18 protein-coding genes are annotated in these 20,253 nt (G+C 40.5%); 17 read left to right on the plus strand and 1 reads right to left on the minus strand.

The genetic code is table 11. The annotated features are described in order from the left end of the window. Positions 1 to 75 precede the first annotated feature (75 nt). From cdaA to ACYQ0H_RS06260, 3 genes are all read left to right on the plus strand, one after another. Positions 76 to 957 carry a diadenylate cyclase CdaA gene (gene cdaA, locus ACYQ0H_RS06250; protein WP_459811982.1) on the plus strand — a complete coding sequence of 294 codons (882 nt, stop codon included), beginning with the start codon at positions 76 to 78 and terminating at the stop codon, positions 955 to 957. After that, entirely contained in the window at positions 945 to 2,243 is a 1,299-nt protein-coding gene (locus tag ACYQ0H_RS06255; RefSeq protein WP_459811983.1) for a CdaR family protein, read from the plus strand. Before cdaA ends, ACYQ0H_RS06255 begins: the two co-directional genes overlap by 13 nt. Before the next feature lie 72 nt (positions 2,244 to 2,315). Then, complete coding sequence (locus ACYQ0H_RS06260) at positions 2,316 to 3,905, plus strand: NAD(P)/FAD-dependent oxidoreductase (RefSeq protein WP_459811984.1); 1,590 nt, start codon at positions 2,316 to 2,318, stop codon at positions 3,903 to 3,905. A 352-nt stretch (positions 3,906 to 4,257) separates the two neighbouring features. Here ACYQ0H_RS06260 and ACYQ0H_RS06265 read toward each other — a convergent pair whose 3' ends face one another. Further along, on the minus strand, positions 4,258 to 5,022 hold the full coding sequence (locus tag ACYQ0H_RS06265) for a sporulation initiation factor Spo0A C-terminal domain-containing protein (RefSeq protein ID WP_459811985.1): 765 nt from the start codon (positions 5,020 to 5,022) through the stop codon (positions 4,258 to 4,260). A gap of 519 nt (positions 5,023 to 5,541) precedes the next feature. Here ACYQ0H_RS06265 and ACYQ0H_RS06270 point away from each other — a divergent pair. The 14 genes from ACYQ0H_RS06270 to ACYQ0H_RS06335 all read left to right on the plus strand — a co-directional run bounded on the left by ACYQ0H_RS06270 (position 5,542) and on the right by ACYQ0H_RS06335 (position 20,227). Further along, positions 5,542 to 6,351: a hypothetical protein gene (locus ACYQ0H_RS06270; RefSeq protein ID WP_459811986.1), complete on the plus strand. Its 810-nt coding sequence runs from the start codon at positions 5,542 to 5,544 to the stop codon at positions 6,349 to 6,351. Between the two features lie 188 nt (positions 6,352 to 6,539). Further along, positions 6,540 to 7,451 carry an ABC transporter ATP-binding protein gene (locus ACYQ0H_RS06275; RefSeq protein WP_459811987.1) on the plus strand — a complete coding sequence of 304 codons (912 nt, stop codon included), beginning with the start codon at positions 6,540 to 6,542 and terminating at the stop codon, positions 7,449 to 7,451. A 36-nt stretch (positions 7,452 to 7,487) separates the two neighbouring features. Next, on the plus strand, positions 7,488 to 8,399 hold the full coding sequence (locus ACYQ0H_RS06280; RefSeq protein ID WP_459811988.1) for an ABC transporter permease: 912 nt from the start codon (positions 7,488 to 7,490) through the stop codon (positions 8,397 to 8,399). A 165-nt stretch (positions 8,400 to 8,564) separates the two neighbouring features. Further along, a complete protein-coding gene (locus tag ACYQ0H_RS06285; protein ID WP_459811989.1) occupies positions 8,565 to 8,858 on the plus strand; it encodes a LytTR family DNA-binding domain-containing protein in 294 nt (97 codons plus the stop codon). Positions 8,859 to 8,860: 2 nt separating this feature from the next. Then, entirely contained in the window at positions 8,861 to 9,307 is a 447-nt protein-coding gene (locus ACYQ0H_RS06290; RefSeq protein WP_459811990.1) for a DUF3021 family protein, read from the plus strand. A 269-nt stretch (positions 9,308 to 9,576) separates the two neighbouring features. After that, entirely contained in the window at positions 9,577 to 10,005 is a 429-nt protein-coding gene (rplM, locus tag ACYQ0H_RS06295; RefSeq protein ID WP_459811991.1) for a 50S ribosomal protein L13, read from the plus strand. A gap of 17 nt (positions 10,006 to 10,022) precedes the next feature. After that, positions 10,023 to 10,424, plus strand: coding sequence for a 30S ribosomal protein S9 (rpsI, locus tag ACYQ0H_RS06300; protein ID WP_459811992.1), 402 nt, complete (start codon positions 10,023 to 10,025; stop codon positions 10,422 to 10,424). 277 nt (positions 10,425 to 10,701) lie between these two features. Then, entirely contained in the window at positions 10,702 to 12,741 is a 2,040-nt protein-coding gene (gene recJ, locus ACYQ0H_RS06305; RefSeq protein WP_459811993.1) for a single-stranded-DNA-specific exonuclease RecJ, read from the plus strand. A 1-nt stretch (position 12,742) separates the two neighbouring features. Beyond that, positions 12,743 to 14,965, plus strand: coding sequence for a RelA/SpoT family protein (locus tag ACYQ0H_RS06310; protein WP_459811994.1), 2,223 nt, complete (start codon positions 12,743 to 12,745; stop codon positions 14,963 to 14,965). 16 nt (positions 14,966 to 14,981) lie between these two features. Then, a complete protein-coding gene (locus tag ACYQ0H_RS06315; RefSeq protein ID WP_459811995.1) occupies positions 14,982 to 15,620 on the plus strand; it encodes an MBL fold metallo-hydrolase in 639 nt (212 codons plus the stop codon). 1 nt (position 15,621) lies between these two features. Beyond that, positions 15,622 to 17,100, plus strand: a complete 1,479-nt coding sequence (hemZ, locus tag ACYQ0H_RS06320) for a coproporphyrinogen dehydrogenase HemZ (RefSeq protein ID WP_459811996.1) — start codon at positions 15,622 to 15,624, stop codon at positions 17,098 to 17,100. A 4-nt stretch (positions 17,101 to 17,104) separates the two neighbouring features. Beyond that, on the plus strand, positions 17,105 to 18,445 hold the full coding sequence (rlmD, locus tag ACYQ0H_RS06325) for a 23S rRNA (uracil(1939)-C(5))-methyltransferase RlmD (RefSeq protein ID WP_459811997.1): 1,341 nt from the start codon (positions 17,105 to 17,107) through the stop codon (positions 18,443 to 18,445). Positions 18,446 to 18,733: 288 nt separating this feature from the next. After that, positions 18,734 to 18,928, plus strand: coding sequence for a helix-turn-helix domain-containing protein (locus ACYQ0H_RS06330; RefSeq protein WP_459811998.1), 195 nt, complete (start codon positions 18,734 to 18,736; stop codon positions 18,926 to 18,928). Positions 18,929 to 18,943: 15 nt separating this feature from the next. Next, positions 18,944 to 20,227 carry a DNA cytosine methyltransferase gene (locus ACYQ0H_RS06335; protein WP_459811999.1) on the plus strand — a complete coding sequence of 428 codons (1,284 nt, stop codon included), beginning with the start codon at positions 18,944 to 18,946 and terminating at the stop codon, positions 20,225 to 20,227. The last annotated feature ends 26 nt before the right edge of the window (positions 20,228 to 20,253 follow it).

Raw genomic sequence — 20,253 nt, forward strand, 5'->3', positions numbered from 1 at the left:
CGAGGCGGTTAAATATTTCTACAGGAGCTGCTGAAATATTTAAATACCTCAGCGAATATGTAAAGGGTGTGACGTATGCTAACAGCAATTACTGACGGAATACTGGCTATATGGAGCGTTTTCAAATCTATTCAGATAAGCGATATTATAGATATAGCCATTCTTTCGTATTTAATATTTCACGGAATAAAGCTGATCAGGGAAACAAGGGCGCAGCAGCTGGTAAAGGGCATACTTGTACTTATTGTTTTTTACCTTCTCGCCGTATTCTTTAACCTTCAGACTATGAGGTTTCTGTTAAAGACCTGCTTCCAATGGGGAATACTGGCTATAGTTATTGTGTTCCAGCCGGAGCTAAGAAGGATTCTCGAAAAAATAGGGCGGACGAAGCTTACGGAATTCAGCTTTTTTTCAAACGGCGATGCCGACGATTATACTGAGCATTGGAAACAGTGTATCGACGCAGTATGCGAAGCCGCTCAGAATCTGTCCTCCACTTGTACAGGAGCACTTATTATATGCGAACGCAAGACAAGACTCGGCGAACAGATAGATACGGGAACTATTCTTAACTGTACTCCGTCGGCTGCGGTTTTTGGGAATATTTTCTTTCCGAATACACCGCTTCACGACGGCGCAGTAATTATACGCGACGGTATGATATTAGCCGCCGGCTGTTTTCTGCCAAAGCCTCAGAAGGAGGAGCTTATCGCAAAGCAGCTTGGTTCAAGACATAGAGCTGCTATTGGTATGAGCGAAATATCCGATGCTATCGTTATAGTTGTTTCCGAGGAGACCGGAACTATTTCGGTTGCGGAGAACGGCGAGCTAACAAGAGGTTTTACAAAGGAAAGCTTAAAAAAGCTGCTTACTCTCCGACTCGTGCCTGTTAATGAGGAAAGTTCGGGCAAGGAAAATTCATTTGCAGGAAGGGTGATATCTAAATGGAAAAAATAAAGGCGGAGAAAACGCCTAAAAAGCATGAAGCTGACTTCGGTCTGCGTATTCTTGCCGTAATTATTGCGGTAATTATATGGTTTATTCTTTCCATTACCCAATATCCTACAAGAAATAAGACTATTACCAATGTCCCGGTTGATTTTTCTATGGATGGAACGAAAGCTGACGAAAAGGGACTTTCGGTTTTAAATTATAAGGATATAACTGTAGACGTTGAAATAAAGGGAATGAATTACGAGATCGGAAATTATTCCGCCAACGATCTTGTTGCGACTGTCAATCTGGATCAGGTTACAAAGGAAGGCACATATCATCTTGATATTGATGTAAAATCAGCTCATTCTTCCGATAAGGTAACGATCGTATCAGTTTATCCTGAAACTGTAGAGGTAACCTTTGACAGAATAAGCTCAGCGAAGTTTGAAGTAGGAACTGAAGCGCCGCTTGTCAATGCAGCTGAGGGACTTACTTTAAAGGAAACTGCCGTTTCGCCTTCGGAGGTTGAAATAGAGGGAGCGGAAAACGAGCTGAAGAAAATAGAAAGAGTTGTTGCTAACGTATCAAAATCTGTAACGGTTTCAGAGGATACCACTATTCCTACCAATGACATAATTTTCTATGACGCTGATGACAACGTTCTTGACGCTTCAAAATATACGATTAAAGATGTAAAATCATTTGATGTAAACTTTGTTATTTATAAGAAGAAAACAGCTGTTTTCAATGTGGAGTTTACAGAGTGTCCTCCGGGATTTGACGTATCGTCGCTGCCGTATACGCTTTCGGAGGAAAGTATCCAGGTAATATCGCCGAAGCTTGACGATGCTGATACGGAGAATGTAAAGCTGGGAACTATACCTCTTAGCAGCGTTGATCTGTCAAAGAAATTTTCCTTTGAGGTTGACAGCGCACTCAGCTCCGGAGAAATAAATCAGACAGGTATAGGAACGATCGAGGTAACTTTTGATTCGGAAGGCTATTCCTCAAGAAAGCTTACGATCCCAAAGGACAGGATAAGTATCCGGAATATTCCGTCAGGCAAAAGCGTAACCGTTGAAACAAAGCAGATACCTGATGTTACAGTTTACGGCCCGCAGGAAATTATAAATAATATATCCTCTGATGATTTTACAGTAATACTGAATCTTTCTGATGTTGTTAACTCGGGTTCAGCTAATCATTCCGTTACTATTTATTCTCCTAAATATAATAAGGTATGGTGCTACGGAACCAATGAGGTTCAGATCGAGGTAGAGGACAAGGCTTCAAAGTCAGGTCCGTAATCAATTGTACAGGATTTGAAAGCGGTCTGCGTTAAAACAGACCGCTTTCAGCTTAAATATAAGGAGATTTATATGCCGATTATTGTAAATCAGATTAAGTGTCCGCTGGAGGCTTCTGAGCCGGAGGTTATCGAAAAAGCGCTGAAACTTGCAGGTCTGAAAAAAAGCGCAGTCAGATCTGTGCAGATCCATAAAACTTCACTTGACGCAAGAAAGCAAAGTGATATTTGCTTTGTTCATTCAGTATTTATCAGTCTTGCTGACAGCAGCAGGGAAAGGGAGCTGTGCGAAAAGGGCGGATGCTTTTCCTATGTTTCACCAAGCGGGATAGAGCCGGAGATCTCAGATAAAAAGAAAAACGGTCGTGTTTGTATTGCAGGTTTCGGGCCGGCTGGAATATTCTGCGGTATGGTGCTTGCTGAATACGGGTACAGGCCGTTGATACTTGAAAAGGGAGAGGACATTGACCGCAGGACAGAAAGCGTCAATAACTATTGGAAAGGCGGAGCTTTGAATACCTGTTCAAATGTACAATTCGGGGAGGGAGGAGCAGGAACATTTTCGGACGGCAAGCTTACTACCAGAATAAAAGATCCTCTTTGCAGATATGTTCTGGAGCAGTTTGTCAGATTCGGAGCGCCGGAGGAAATACTTTCAAAGGCAAAGCCGCATATAGGTACGGATAATCTGAGAGATATTATCAAAAAAATGCGTGCACGGATAATTTCAATGGGCGGGGAGATAAGGTTTTCGAGTGAGGTAAAGGATTTTACCGTTATAGGCAGCAGTGTCGCATCAGTAGGCTTCGGCAGTGAAAGCGCAGAGTGTTCGGCTCTTGTTCTTGCAACAGGCCATTCGGCAAGAGATACCTTTGAAATGCTTGCGGCAAAACAGATATTTATGGAGCCGAAGCCGTTTTCGGTAGGAGCCAGGATCGAGCATTTGCAGACAGACGTTGAAGAGAGTTTATACGGAAATAATGCAGGAAATCCGCTTCTGCCAAAGGGTGAGTACCAGCTTTCATACAGGCGCAGGGACGGCAGGGCGGCATATACCTTCTGTATGTGTCCGGGAGGTGTAGTAGTTCCGGCGGCGTCTGAGGAAGAAACTATCGTAACTAATGGAATGAGCGAATTTGCAAGAAACGGAAAAAACGCCAATGCAGCTCTTGCGGTTTCAGTAACTCCTGCGGATTACGGATATTCTCCGCTTGACGGAATGTATTTTGCCAGGAAAATTGAACAAAACGCCTTTAAAGCAAGCGGGGGTATATGCGCTCCAGCTACTACAGTAAGGGGATTTTTAAATAGTAAGCCTGATTTGAATACAAAGGTTGCGCCAAGCTATGCAAGAGGTACGGTTCCTTGTGAATTACGCAGGATATTCCCCGAATTCATAACAGAAACTATGACGGAGGGGCTGAGAGCCTTTTCAGGAAAGATGAGATGCTTCGGAGATGAAAATGCAGTTCTTACAGCGCCTGAAACCAGAACAAGTTCTCCTGTTCGTATAACCAGAACCGAAAATCTCAATTCACTTTCAGCAGAGAATCTATTCCCCTGCGGCGAGGGAGCCGGATACGCGGGAGGGATCATGTCTGCCGCAGTCGACGGGATAAAGGTCGCGTTGGAAATTATGAAGAGACAGGCACCTCCTGATTAGTCAGGCAAGAAAAAAGACAGCTGCCCAAACCGCTGTCTAAAAATAAAATAAATATTAATGTTTTTAATCAAAAGTTTTGCATAAGGAAAATAAAATAAAAATTATCAAGCTGGTTTGGGAAATTGCCGCGGCAAGCGGTTCGTCGCTTAAGTAGCATAAAACAGATTGCCGCATAAAATGTAATTAACGGCGGATAGGAAAGCGGAAGTGTGCGGTCAGAGTGGCGCAAAAGAGATTACGAAACGCTTTTGCGCCCACAGGGGAGCTTTGACTGACTGCCTGCCTTACGCTGTTAAAATAGATAGGATGCCGGGAGCGGAGCTCCGGTTTCGCTCCCGCCGTTTTATTATATTTAATTTGCAACTTTAATAAGACTGTCCAGTTCACGGTTGACCTTATCAGCTATAATGAGAATAAATTCTCCGTTTGTAGGATGCCAGTCGGAGCGCGCAGCGCTTGTTCCGAAGATGTCAGCTTTATCAGACAGCGATGCTCTCTGCCAGCCTTTTTGGATAACCGTTCTGATATTTCTTTCAATACTTGCAGTACTTGAATGAAATTCCTGTGAAATACGCGGATAAACACATTTTGAAAAGCTTCTGGTATTGACCGGCTCTATTACAGCCATTTTTATCGTTTCGCGTAAATATATAAAACCATTGTAATTAGGTGTTATACATAAACGTGACAGAATATCGGATACATAGTTGTGCAGACGGCTTAGGTATTCCGCTGCATTTTTTATATTTGTTCCGCTTCTGCCAAGCTGACCTACCAGGGAACAGGCAACATTTTCTGCATTCAGAGGTTCTTTCAGTACCGTAATATTTTTATCCGGTTTTACTGCACTCTGGAAAAGGCTGTCCTTCAAAATAATGAAGTTTATGATCGGCTTTGGACTGATCTTAAGTATCTCCTCGATCAGCTTTTCAGGCTGACTGGTTTCAGATGTAAGAAGTACCGCCGCCGGTTTATTCTCCATTACTTCAAATAAAATCTCCAGTGAGTTGCTGCTTGTTTTGATGATCTGCATTCCTTCATCGGTCAACATCTGTGAAAGTTTCTTAACAGAATTACTTTCTGTTCCTCCGATTATTATTTTTTGATTAACTTCCATATATCCTCCTAAAAGATTAAAAATTAACAATTCAGATTATACCGTGTTTATATGAGCTTTTCAATGAATTCTTCGGTATTTAATTGTTTTCGCATATTAAGTTGCTATTGTATTAATCTGAAATTTATCGGAGATTAATAAATGTCGAAAAATAATTGTTTAAGGTTCAAAACTAAATGCTGGGGTTTTCGTTTGGATTTTCAGATTTTTTGTCAAAAACGCATATAATTTGTAACATTATTTAATAAAATAAGATGAAAATAACCTATTTTATTTGTTTAAACGGTCGAAAAAGGTTGAAAGAAATAAACGTTCTGTGCAGTTTTGCGATTTGTTTTTTTAGAATCCAGATATTTATAATATAAACTGATTTAGTGTACGTTATAAACAAAGCATAAATACATTAATATACAATTTTAGTATTAATTAAAAGCGCAATTGCTTCTATATAAAAATACTCTTGATTATTACTGTAAAATGATATATAATAAAAAATAACTAAGCTAAAGGAGTATAAAGATGGAAAATCAGTCGTATGAGCAGAATAATACAATAAATTTAAACGAGCTGCCAAGGCTTAGGAACGGAGCAATGTGGTATGTTGCAATCCTTCCGGCTCTCGGTCTTTATTTAGAAAATTATGCGCTGAATAAATGGCTGGGCATTTTAATTTGGGCTTTTGTACTTATAGTCGGTCGTATAATCTGTTTCAGGGATATGAAGAGGCTTGATAAATTAGGCTATCCTGTAGAAGGTATTAAAACCTTTTCCGCTGTTTTTCCGTTGATATATATGTATAAAAGATGCCGCCTGCTGAAGCAGAGCAATATTATTGCGGTGTTCTTTACGATATTCACAGTATACGCCGTAATAGACAATGGTTTTACCCTTTCCCTTCAGATTGACGATCAGACCTTTACAGATCAGGTAAAGTATAGCTATGTAATAAATCTTGAAGGTTATTCAGATATAAGCGGAGACGTGAGCTACAATATAGTAGGAGAGCAGATCAACGCTTTTATAAACGAAGAGGAAGCCGAGTATAAGGTATCTGCCGAGGGAGATCTGAGATATATTACGGTATCCGGAAGCTGTGATTACAACGGTGAAGAAAATGCTGCACTGGAAATAGTTTTTGTTATTGATTATGACGGTTATGCGTTCAAAAGTTTTTGGACGGATTCAGTTACTGTTTCCGGAAAAGCGCTGGAGGACGAAGAAAAATGGGAATTGCTAGATGAAATACTTTTGAACAGCAGTACTGGAACAAAATCAAACGGCGATTCTGTTATTCAGCAGGAGGATTCATCAAATTATAAGACGGCTTAAATATATTGCAGATTTAATTTAATATAATTTCAGGGCGGTGAAGACCGTCCTTTTTTATTTCAAGTTGCAGCTCAGCCTATCTAGTTATGTATTTTACTTTTTATTATCCGCAGCTTATCTTAAAGTCCTTGAAAGCCAGTGCAATTTACTGATATACTGTAATTATAGTTTGAGAAAGGGTGACGGATATGAAGATAATCACAGCTGAAGATCTAAGCAAAAGCTATGGAAAAATCAAGGCAGTTGATTCTTTAAGCTTTTCGGTTGAAAAAGGCGAGCTGTTCGGATTCCTTGGTGTAAACGGAGCAGGAAAGTCTACTGTTATAAATATGCTTTCAACTCTTATGAAGCCTTCGTCAGGTACAGCGGAAATATGCGGATACAGGCTCGGAAGGAATGATAACGAGATAAGGAGCAGAATAGGCATCGTTTATCAGCATAACTGCCTTGACGGTATTCTTACAGCTGAAGAAAACCTGATTTTCAAAGGCTTGCTTTATGGTATGAACAGAAGCGGCGTAAAAAAACAGCTGGATAAAGTATGCAGTATTCTTGAATTAGCGGATATCAGGGAAAAAAGATACTCCACGCTTTCCGGAGGGCAGAAAAGGCGCTGTGAAATTGCCGCCGCACTTATGCATACTCCTGAGATACTTTTCCTCGATGAGCCTACTACAGGTCTTGATCCGGCTGCAAGAAAAAGCGTATGGAAAACAGTTGAAGAGCTTAGAAGAAAAACGGGAATGACCGTCTTCCTGACTACTCATTATATGGAGGAAGCTGCTTCCGCCAACAGGATCGTTATTATTGACAGCGGAAAAATATGTGCGGAGGGAACGCCGTTCGAGCTTAAAGAAAAATATGCGAAGGATACGCTCAGACTGTATACCGGAGAGGATCTATCCGATATGCTGATCGGATCGGAATTTATTAAAACCGATTACGGATTTGCGGTTTATACGGAAGGAACGCTTGAAGCGCTGCCATTTATAGAAAAGGTCAAAAACAGGATCAGCGGTTTTGAGGTAGTGAACGGCAGTATGGACGATGTTTTCCTCAATTCGGCGGGAAAGCCGCTTGAATCCGTATATATTGATTGAATGTAATAGACTATATAGAAAGGAATGGTTATATTTATGAATCGGTTTGCAGGTCTGGTTTCAAGAAACCTTAAAATATATCTAAGGGATAAATCGGCAGTATTTTTTTCTCTGATCGCTATGTTTATAGTTATCATACTTATGGTAGTTTTTCTGGGAGATATGAATGTAAACGCAATTACCGAAATACTTGAAAGCTTTGGAACACGAGATACAGACGCTGATAAAAAGAACGCTCAGCTTGTCGTGCTGATGTGGACTGTTTCGGGAATAGTGTCAATCAACGCAGTTACTATTACAATGTCTTCAATATCGGCTATGATAGACGATAAGGCTCAGCACAGGCTTGAGAGCCTTTACGCAGCTCCGGTAAGCAGAACGGTAATAGCTCTTGGCTATTTAAGCGCAGCATGGATAGCTTCGGTAATTATATGTATAATAACGCTTGCTGTATCTGAGGGGTATGCTTTTTATCAGGGAGCAGAGCTTCTGTCTGTACATGCTCATCTTAAAGTGCTGATTATTATCGCAGTAAATTCGTTTGCGTATGCCTGTATAATGTATTTTACAGCGCTACTTGTAAAAAGTGAAAAGGCCTGGTCAAGTCTGGGAACGGTTATCGGGACGCTAGTAGGATTTCTGGGAGCGATTTATATACCTATGGCGGGGCTTCCCAGCGGAGTACAGAATATATTGAAATGTATGCCGTTTCTTCACGGAGCTTCAATGTTCAGAGCGGTAATAACCAATGACGCAGTTAATACGGCGTTTAGCGGCATTCCGTCGGACATAACTGCGGAATACAGAAATGAAATGGGGATAACAGTGTCTTTCGGAAATACGGTTATAAACGAATATACTCAGCTTGCAATTCTGCTGGTTTGTGGTATAATGTTTTTAGCGGCAAGCGGATTGATTATGAAGAGAAAATCTTCCGCAGAACAATAAGGATGTGATATTATAAAAATTATTATAGAGGATATCTCCGATAACTGCGAGGACGAGATCGTTATACGCTCAAATAATATCGACGAGCGTATATTAAAGCTGATCTACTCCATAAAAGCGGAAAGGGATAAGCTGACCTGTTATGACGAGAACGGCGGAATAAGAATGATAGAGCCAAGGCAGATATATTATTTTGAAGCGGTAGACAGCAGGATCTTTGCGTATTGTGAAAAACAGTTTTATGAGATAAAGCAGAAGCTTTATAAATTGGAAAAGCAGTTTGAAAATACAGATTTTATCAGAGTGTCTAAATCAGTAATAGTAAATCTGTCAAAGATCCAGAAGCTTACTCCTGCTTTCAACAGCCGTTTTGAGGCCTTGCTTAAAAACGGAGAGAAAATTATTATCTCACGGCAGTATGTGCCTGATATGAAGAAAAAACTAGGAATAGGAGGATAGCTATGAAAGGCGTGAGCAGATTTATAAAGGATTTCATAGACAGCTTTACAAGAATTACAACCGGAATAACGCTCGTTTGTGCGATATCTCTTTCGTTAAGCGATGTACGGGATTTTAGCTTATATTCATCGGTGTTGTGGCAGGTGCTGGCAGCCGGAGCGGCAACAGGACTTATTACCGCAGTATGTCTTCCCTGTACGCTCGGCGACAGAGATGTTTCAAAAAAGGAATATATTATACGTTATTCGGTGCATTATATACTGATCAATATATGCATAATGCTTATGGGATATAAATTTCACTGGTTTGAACTGTCCGTTTTATCTTGTATAGTGATGGCTCTGAGTATTTTGGCGGTTTACATATTTACAGCTGTCTCTTCTTATATTTCTGATAAAAAGTATTCCGAAGAGATCAACGATGCGCTTAAAAGATTTAGAGAAGAATAATGAATGTTGTATTTTTACGGCAGTGAAAAATTATTTTCTTAGCTTTACGCAGTTGTATATTCATAATAAAATGAAATGAAAATCAAGAAATCAAGAGAAAACGAGAAAAACAGAGAGATTTTAAGCGTTGCAGGGATATAAATTAAAAATTCGCCATTTTAGCTGTTGACTTTTGAATTTTCATATTGTATAATAGCTAATGTTGTGAGTCTACAGGCGGAATATGTCTGTATGGATTACAGAATTGAAATTTGAACGGAGGAAAAAATATGTCAACCTATATGCCAAAAGCCGGCGATATTACTCGCAAGTGGTATATTTTAGACGCTGAGGGACAGTCCCTCGGAAGAGTTGCCGCTAAGGCTGCTCATATTCTTCGCGGCAAGCATAAGCCGACCTATGCGCCTCATGCAGACTGCGGAGATCATGTAATCATCATAAACAGCGATAAGGCTGTACTTACGGGAAAGAAGCTTGAGCAGAAATCCTTTAAGTGGCACACAGGCTGGATAGGCGGTCTTAAAGAGATCAAGTATTCAAAGCTTATGGCTGAGCAGTCTGACAGAGCTATGACGATTGCAGTTGAGGGAATGCTCCCTAACAATACACTCGGAAGAGCCGCTGCAAAAAGGCTGAGAGTTTACAAGGGCGCTGAGCACAACAATGCAGCTCAGAAGCCTGAGAAATACGAACTTTAATGAGAGGAGCAATTAAGATGTACGAATCAAAAAAGCCATTTTTCTATGGCACAGGTAGAAGAAAGCATTCTGTTGCCCGCGTTCGTATTTACGAGGGAACAGGTAAAATAACCATAAACGGAAGAGATATCGACGATTACTTCGGTCTTGAAACACTGAAGCTTATAGTTCGTCAGCCTTTCGGTGTAACAGATACAAATGACAAGTTTGACATCGTCTGCACAGTAACTGGCGGCGGTGTAACAGGTCAGGCAGGAGCTATCAGACACGGACTTTCAAGAGCTTTACTTCAGTTTAACGAAGAGTTCCGTCCTGCTCTGAAGAAGGAAGGCTTCCTTACCCGTGACCCGAGAATGAAGGAAAGAAAGAAGTACGGCCTCAAAGCAGCACGTCGTGCGCCTCAGTTCTCAAAGAGATAAAGAAATTATCTCAGGAATACCGGCATTATGGAATCTGCGAAAACTTTTTGCTGGTTTTCCAACTCAAAATTGCTGATATAAACCTCTTTGTCAGACAGCTGACAGGGAGGTTTTTGTTTATGTCAAGTGAATAAAATCTTTATTATGATCGTATTTGACGTATTGTTAAAAAAGCAGATCCTCCTGTTATTCAAATTCTTTCGTATGCTATTGAAAAATAATTTAAATTATGCTATAATAATATGGAATGTAAATTATCAGTGAGGATTTGTTGTTAATGAAAAGATGGAGAGTGAATAAGCCTGATGAAAGGCTTGCGGCGGAGTTCGGTAGAAAATGCGATTTGAGTCCGCTTACTTTAAAAGTAATGGTTTCAAGAGGATATACTGAATTTCAGGACATTGCTGATTTTTTCAGCGACGCCGCTCTTTCGGATCCTTTTATGATCAAAGATATGCAGATCGCTGCCGATGTTATAAACAGAGCTGTGGACAGCTACGAGCTTATATGCATTTACGGGGATTACGACTGCGACGGTGTCACCGCAACAGCTGTTTTATATAATTATCTTGAAAATATGGGCGCAAACGTAATGTATTATATACCTGAACGTGAAGCCGGTTACGGAATGAACAGTGCGGCAATAAATGAGCTTGCCGAAAAAGGTGTTTCGCTTATCGTTACAGTTGATAACGGTATATCAGCTCATGCAGAAGCCGAACTGATCGAGCAGCTTGGAATGAAGCTGGTCATAACCGATCACCATCAGCCTTCGGAAAAGCTGCCCAGAGCGGCTGCTGTTGTTGATCCTCACAGGCTTGATTGTCCGTCTGTTTTCAAAGAACTTTCCGGGGTCGGAGTAGCACTTAAGCTCTGCGCTGCACTTGACGGAGGAGATTATGAGGCGGTCGTTGAGCAGTATTCGGATATTTGCGCTATTGGAACGGTAGCAGATATTGTACCTCTTACGGGAGAAAACCGAACTATAGTTAAAAAGGGTCTTTTATACATAAAAAACACTGAGAATCCTGGTCTGAATTTTCTTATTGATAAAGCAGGGATAAAAAGAGATTGCCTTACTTCAGGAGCGATAGCATTTCAGATATCCCCGAGAATAAATGCTTCGGGAAGATTTGGTTCTCCGCTTACCGCAGTCAAGGCGCTGCTGTCGGAAGACGCTGAGGACGCCGAAAGCTATGTAGATATGCTTATAACGCTGAATAATCAGCGCAAAGCTACAGAAACTGAAATTATGACGGATATACTTAAATACATTGATGAAAACCCGGAGGTTCTTGCTCAGAGGGTCATTGTTCTTGCGGGAAAAGGCTGGCATCATGGAGTTCTTGGGATTGTATCCTCAAAGCTGCTTGAAACGTATTCCAAGCCTAATATACTTATATCTATTGATGAAAATGAAATGGCTCGCGGCTCTGCAAGGAGCGTGAAGGGCTTTAATATATTTAAATGTCTCAGCTATACTTCTGAGTTTCTTGAACAGTTCGGCGGGCATGAATGTGCGGGAGGATTGTCGCTCAAGGAGGAAAATATACCAGGATTTACCGATAAGGTTTATGAGTACGCAAATGCTTTTGATTCAATGCCGTCTGCAGTTATTGAATGTGATATGCTTATACTTCCGCAGGAGATTACAGTGGAAAATGTCAGGGGTCTGCTTGCTATGGAGCCTTTTGGCGCAGGTAATCCTCAGCCTGTATTTGCACTGGCTGGAGCAAGGGTTGATAGAATAACTTCTCTTTCTCAGGGCAAGCATACTCGGCTCGACATTACCTATGGCAGCCTGCATACTCAGGCGCTACTGTTCGGCAGAAGTCCGGATAAATTGTTTTTCAGCGCAGGAGATATAGTAGATATAGCTGCTAATCTTGCGGTAAATTCATATGCAGGGAAAGAAAGCGTAAGTATTAAGGTGCTGGATATACGCCCTCACCGAGTAAATCAGGACAGATATTTCGCCGCTAAGGACTGCTATGAAAAATACAGACGGGGAGAACAGCTGCCTCAGGCGTTTCTGCGTAAAATCAATCCCGAAAGACATGAGCTTGTAGAAATATACAAATATCTGAAAAACGCTCAGGAAATAACGGCTGACGATTTATATATGAAGCTTAAAGCTCCTGATATGAATTACTGTAAGCTCAGAATATGCATTGACGCTTTTTGTCAGACCGGACTGGCAGCATTTACGCCGTCGTCCGAAAAAATCAAGCTGCTGCCTGCCGAAAGCAAGGTCAAAATTGAAAACGCTCCTGTACTGGTGCAATTAAGAAATAAAATCTGCAACGGAGGCTGCTGATATGGAAGATATTAATGAAAAGGATTATCTTATAGAAGCAAAAACCGAATATACTATCGACGCATTGATACAGAAGATATTAGACGGTGAAAAGCAGTATGACCTTTCAAAGATAGTGTCTGCATATGAGCTTGCCGATAGGTATCATTCCGGTCAGAAAAGGGAATCCGGTGAGCCGTATATAACACATCCTCTTGCGGTTGCTTATATCCTGCTTGAGCTGGGCATGGATACCGATACTATCTGCTCCGCATTGCTTCATGATGTTGTTGAAGATACCGACTGTTCTCTTGAGTATCTCCACAAGCAATTCGGAACTGATGTAGCAATGCTTGTGAACGGTGTTACAAAGCTGAAAAAGGTAGAGATATTTACAAAGGACGAGCAAAAGGCTGAAAATATAAGAAAGATCCTGCTGGCAATGAGTGAGGATATACGGGTAATTATTATAAAGCTCGCTGATAGGCTTCACAATATGAGAACTCTGAACTTTTGCCGTGAAGAAAAGCGAAGGATCATTGCTCACGAAACTATGAATATCTATGCTCCGATTGCACATCGTCTGGGTATACGTTCTATTAAAGACGAGCTTGAGGATCTGTCTTTTTACTATCTTGACCCTTATGCTTATGCCGAGATCGATAAGCAGATGAAGCTGAGGAAGGACGGACGTGATCAGCTTGTAGAGGAGATCAAGGAGCGTATTCGTGAAAGGCTTTCTCAGGACTTTGACCCTGTTCCCCAGATCGAGGGAAGGGTTAAGAGCAATTATGGGATATATAAGAAAGTATACCGTGACGGTAAGGAGATAGATCAGATCTATGACCGTTATGCCGTAAGAATAATCGTTAATACTGTTACTGAGTGCTATAACGTTCTTGGTATTATCCATGATATGTTCAAGCCGATTCCCAACAGATTCAAGGATTATATTTCGACGCCCAAGCCGAATATGTATCAGTCGCTTCACACTACGGTAATAGGCAGACAGGGAATACCCTTTGAAGTTCAGATACGCACATGGGAAATGCACCGTACAGCCGAATACGGAATCGCCGCTCATTGGAAATATAAAGAGGGCGTTAAGGGAAGCTCCAAGGATGATAACAGATTGGCATGGATAAGGCAGATCATCGAATCGCAGCAGGAATCCAACGACGTTGAGGAAATTGTCAGAGCTATCAAGAATGATCTTGCACCTGAGGATGTTTTTGCCTTTACTCCTAAAGGCGATATGATAACGCTGCCTATGGGTTCAACGGTAATTGATTTTGCCTATGCTATACACACTCAGGTAGGACATCGAATGTGCGGCGCAAAAGCCGATAAAAAAATGGTTTCCTATGATTATCAGATCAAAACGGGAGAAATAATAGAAATACTGACTACAAACGTAGAAGGTCACGGTCCGAGCCGTTCCTGGCTTAATATGTGCAAGACAAACGAGGCAAAGTCCAAGATACGTTCATGGTTCAAAAAGGAGCGCAGAGAAGAAAATATCTTTGAGGGAAGAAACGCATTGGAGCGGGAATTCCGCAGAAATATGATAAAGGTGCCCGAAGAAGAGCTTGAAGATTTTCTTAAGCTTGATATGCGCAGGCATAACTGTGAAACTCTGGATGATTTTTTTGCAGCTATAGGCTACGGCGGAGTACAGCTTTCCAAAGTAATGCAAAGGCTTAAAGCCGAATACAACAAAAAATACGGTGAAAAAGTAACGGCTGAAATAAACGAGGATATAAAGCCTCAGCGCACTAAAAATTCGTCCGGAGTAATTGTAGACGGGATCGACGATTGTGTTATAAAATTTGCCCAATGCTGCAACCCGCTTCCTGGTGATGAGATAATCGGTTTTATTACCAGAGGTCACGGTATATCAATTCACAAATGCGACTGCGTAAATTATCAGACTCAGAAGGATAAGCCTGATTCAGCTCCGAGATGGGTTCATGTCAAGTGGGCTGCAACCAAGGAAAACAACGGATATTTCAAGACGACACTTGATATTATCGCGGTCGACAGAATAGGTCTGCTTGCTGACGTTTCCTCCGCTCTTGCAATGATAAACATCTATATTCATGAATCGGCGTCAAGAGAGCTGAAAAACGGCAATGCAATTCTGTCAGTAACATTAAGCGTTGCAGGGATGGAGCAGCTAAACAGTGTAATTGCAAAAATAAAAAAGATAAAAAACGTTATTTCCGTTGAACGCAGCGGAAAGTAAATAAGGCGGTGATAATATGAAAATTTTCAGGCTGAAGCCTCTGAGCGTATGTGATACGAACAGCTATATCGTTTCCGGGAACGGAAATAACTGCGCTTTGATAGATGCTCCCGACGACGCAGACTATATCCTTGAGCAGATAGATATGCTGGGTCTTAAACTGAAAAAAATATTTCTTACTCATGGGCATTTTGACCATATCGGGGCGGTAGCTGACCTTTATGACAAAACAGGGTGCAGGGTATATATTCATGATAAGGATATGTATAAGCTAACCGACGATACGGGTATGCTTGCGGATCTGTTCAGGATAAGAGGAGCCAGAAAATTTGATAAGGCTATACCCTTTGGTGAAAAAGATGTTCTTACTCTGGACGAGCTTGAATTTGACGTGCTTCATACTCCAGGTCATACCAGCGGTTCGGTATGTTTTATTTCGGGAGATAATATGTTTTCCGGGGACACTCTTTTTGCACGTTCCGTTGGAAGAACCGATATGCCGGACGGAGATACTTCCGCACTTATTAATTCACTTAAAAAAATCTCTGAGCTCGGCGGAAATTTGAAAATTTACCCCGGTCACATGGCTGTAACTACTCTTGATGAGGAAAGAATGTATAATCCGTATTTAAGAGGCGGATTCGGAGATTATTGATATGACGTTAATTTTCAGCGGAAATGATTTCAAATATGAGCTGGAGGGGATAATGAAGCTTTTTATTCCCGCTCAGCTTTTTAATCATATTTATACAGACGGCACAGCAGAATGCAGCGGTGATTATGCCTTCATAAGACGCAGGGTTTATAAAAAGTACGCTCTTTTGTATGTTTTCTGCCGATTGGACGGGAAAAGTGCGCGCAGAATACAGAAGTTCAGAGCCGATGCCGTAGATTTTGAAAACGAATGCGAGCTTATTTTATCCCGTCTGCTTTTTAAATGCATGACTGAACTGACCGGTATAAGCGCTAAGTGGGGAGTTATAACCGGGATACGTCCTGTAAAACGGGTGAATACATTTATTTCTCAGGGAATGAATAAAGAAGAGATATATGCTACGCTTCAGAAGGATTATCTGGTAAGCCCTGAAAAGTGCGATATTGCATATATGACCGCCATGAATCAGGAAAAGATCATAAATAAATTGAATGCTAAAACGTTCAGTCTTTATATTTCTATACCCTTTTGTCCTACGAGATGTTCATACTGCTCCTTTGTTTCCCAATCTGTCGAAGGCTGTAAAAAGCTTATTCCCGAATATCTGGATAAGCTATGCAGAGAGATAGAATATACAGCGAAGCTTGTAAATAAGATCGGTCTTTCACTTGATACGGTATATTTCGGCGGAGGTACTCCTACAACGCTGGAAGCTGACCAGCTTTGCAGGCTTATGGATACAATAGCTTTGTCATTTGATATATCCGGCGTAAAAGAATACACAGTAGAGGCGGGAAGACCCGATACTATAACAGAGGAAAAGCTTATTGCGCTTAAAAGTAAAGGCTGCACCAGATTGTCTGTCAATCCGCAGAGCCTTAACGACAGCGTTCTTGAAACGATTGGCAGAAAGCATACATCAGATCAGTTTTTTGAAAGCTTTAGTTTAGCTGAAAGAATAGGATTTGATTGTGTTAATACTGATATAATCGCAGGACTTCCGGGAGATGACCTTGACAGTTTCAAAAATACCGTTGACGGACTTATAAAGCTTGCGCCTCAGAATATAACGGTACATACTCTGTCATTAAAAAGGGCGGCAAGACTTAACCGGTCCGAAGAAAAACAAGACATTCTAAAAAGCAATGCTTCGGATATGGTCAACTATGCGTCAAGTCGACTGCTTGAAAGTGGCTACAGGCCTTATTACCTTTACCGTCAGAAAAATATGCTGGAAAATTTAGAGAATATCGGCTGGTCAAAACCCGGCTGCGAAAGCTTATATAATGTTTATATTATGGAGGAGATCCAAACGATCATTGCGCTTGGAGCAGGCGGCTCAACAAAGCTTGTGGATCTGAAAAATCATAAGCTTGAAAGAATTTTCAATTACAAATTCCCTCTTGAATACAATAAGCACTTTGATTTAATGCTGGAGAAAAAGAACGGGATCGAGGAATTCTATGCTGAAGAAGAATGAAATTGTGAAATTAGAAATTACAGGAATGACCAACGAAGGAAACGGAGTGGGACGATATAACGAAATTGCTGTTTTTGTGCCTTTTACCGCAGTTGGTGACGTTATTTCATGTAAGATCGTTAAGGTCAGTAAAAGCTATTGCTACGGAATAGCAGAACGATTCATATCCGAAGCGGAAGTACGTATTTCTCCCGACTGTCAGGTATTCGGAAAGTGCGGCGGCTGTTCGTTCAGGCACTTTTCTTATGAAGAGGAGCTTAAGGTAAAGCAGGACTTTGTCGAAAGCTCTTTCAGGCGTATAGGCAAGCTTGAGCCTGAATTTGAAGCTATACTTGGCTGTGAAAAAATTGACGGATACCGTAATAAGGCTCAGTATCCTGTTTCACAAGCAGACGGGAAAATGGTATGCGGATTTTATTCAAAGCGTTCACACCGTGTTATTGATTTTACAGATTGCAGGCTTCAGCCTAAGATTTTTTCCGAAATTTTAAAAGATATTATTGATTTCTGCAACGAAAATAATGTTTCAGCTTATAACGAGGTTTCCGAGAGCGGTCTGTTAAGACATATTTATTTACGAAAGGGCGAGCATACCGACGAAATAATGGTTTGTCTTGTAGTTACATCTATTAAGAAAAGCCTGTTATTTCATGCGCTTGCAGAGACGCTAACAAAAAAGTACAGCGGTATAAAAAGTATAGTGCTTAACGAAAACAGCAGAAAAACGAATGTGATACTTGGAAGCAGACTAAAAACTATATACGGCAAGGATACTATTACAGATATAATGTGCGGCAGAAAATTTGAACTATCACCTCTTTCTTTTTATCAGGTCAACACCGTTCAGGCGGAAAGATTATATAATATTGCCAAGGAATATGCCGGTCTGACCGGCGGTGAGATATTGTTGGATCTTTACTGCGGAGTCGGAACTATAGGGCTTTCAATGGCTGACAGCGTTAAAAAGCTTATAGGAGTTGAAATAATACAGTCTGCTGTTGACAATGCCGAAAAAAACGCAGCTCAGAACGGAATTACAAATGCTGAATATATCTGTGCAGACGCTGAGCAGGCAGCAGAAATGCTTTATCAGAGAGGCGAGCGTCCGAACGTAATAATTGCCGACCCTGCCAGAAAGGGCTGTACTTCCGAAACTCTTAAATACATGGCAAAAATGAATCCTGACCGCATAGTCATGATCTCATGCAATCATGCAACCGCCGCAAGGGACTGTGCTGTTTTAGAAAAAATGGGATATATAACGGTTAAATGCAGGGCTGTTGATATGTTCCCGAGATCTACGCATGTGGAGACGGTAGTATTGATGTCAAGGGTTGATAGATAGGGTGTGAAAAAGGCTTGAAATAAGGGAATTTCCGGGAGCTAAGGTTAGAACATCGGCTCTCGGATTTTTTCGTTTTATGCCAGAACAAAACATATCCACGATTGGCTTGCCGCAAGGGTGAGTTGACAGGATTGAAAATGTGTAGGTTGTGGAGATAGGATTGTTGTAAAAATGAATTTATATTCATAGCAATTCATATTAATTCATATTAAATCGTTGAAAAAGACATAGGAGCATGGTAAAATGCATAAGAGTACGGACCCGAAGAGTGTACGAGGAGATTTTGATATGATTATAGAAAATAATGATAAATGGATAAACCTTGAGGAAGCTGCTGATTACTTAAGTGTAAATAAAGACACTATACGAAATTGGATTAGAAAAGGCACGGGGATTCCTGCACATAAAATAGGAAAGCTGTGGAAGTTCAAAAAATCAGAATTAGATGATTGGGTAAAAAGTGGCAAAAGTGCAATATTTTAATAGGAGATGAAAATTATGAATAAAAATGCTATAAGCCTATTTTCTTCTTCTGGGATAGGAGATTTAGGACTAAAAGCAAACAATATTAATACGATCATTGGGTGTGAAGTATTACCCGAGCGTATGAAATTGTTTTCAAATAATTATCCAGAATCCAAGTGTTTTTTAGGAGATATTTGGGAGTTAAAGGAACAAATTATTGAGTATTATCACGCTCAATATGAAGAAGCACCTTTTATGGTGATTGCTACGCCGTCGTGTCAGGGAATGTCATCAAATGGAATGGGAAAAATGTTAAATGACTACAGAAAAGGCTTAAGACCAAAGATGGATTCGAGAAATAGACTGATTATTCCAGCTGTACACATTATAAAAGAACTTCAACCAGAATGGGTAATTCTTGAGAATGTTGCAAATATGGTTAATACATTAATTCTTGATGAAGAAGACAACTTAATAAATATTATCGAATATATAAAAAGAGAACTTGGAGAAATTTATTCTGGAGACCCAAAAGTAGTCGATGTTGCAGATTATGGTATTCCACAGCATAGGAGAAGGTTAATTACCGTACTGACTAAGAATGAAAAAGGTAAAGCAATTTTTGAATCAAATAAAACCCTTATTCCACCGCCAACACACTCTGCTACAGATACTTTGGTTACAAAACATTGGATTACATTAAGGGAGGCTATCGGAGAATTACCACCACTTAGAGCCGAAAAAGGGAAGAATATTTATAAAAAGTTTAATCCCCTACACAAGGTTCCAATTCTTGATGAAAAGAAGATTTTTTGGGTAGATAATACTCCAGAAGGAGAAACTGCATTTAACAACCAGTGTGTCAATCCAGAATGTGGTTATACTGGCAATCGGAAGCACGGAGCAGCACATAACGAAGAAGGAATTAATAAATATAGTACAGAAACACCGCTGTACTGTGAAAAGTGTGGGGCTCTGCTTCCTAGACCATGGGTGGAAGATAAGAAAACCGGAGAAAAAAGATTGATGAAAGGATTTGTTAGTGCTTACAAAAGAATGATGTGGGATGAACCCGCTAGTACACTGACTCAAAATTTTCAATTTGCTTGTTCGGATAATAAATTGCATCCAGATCAGTGCCGTGTTTTATCATTGTATGAAGGACTTGTATTACAAAGTATTGCCGATTATGACTATTCATTTGAGGTTAATGGAAAGATGGTTCCTGATGGTTTGATAAGAGATACAATCGGAGAGAGTGTACCACCCAAAATGATAGATCAAATTTGTAAATATATCTTAAGTATCATTGAATAAATAAACAACAGGGCTACAAGTATTTT

The organism is Hominimerdicola intestinalis, assembly GCF_054655215.1.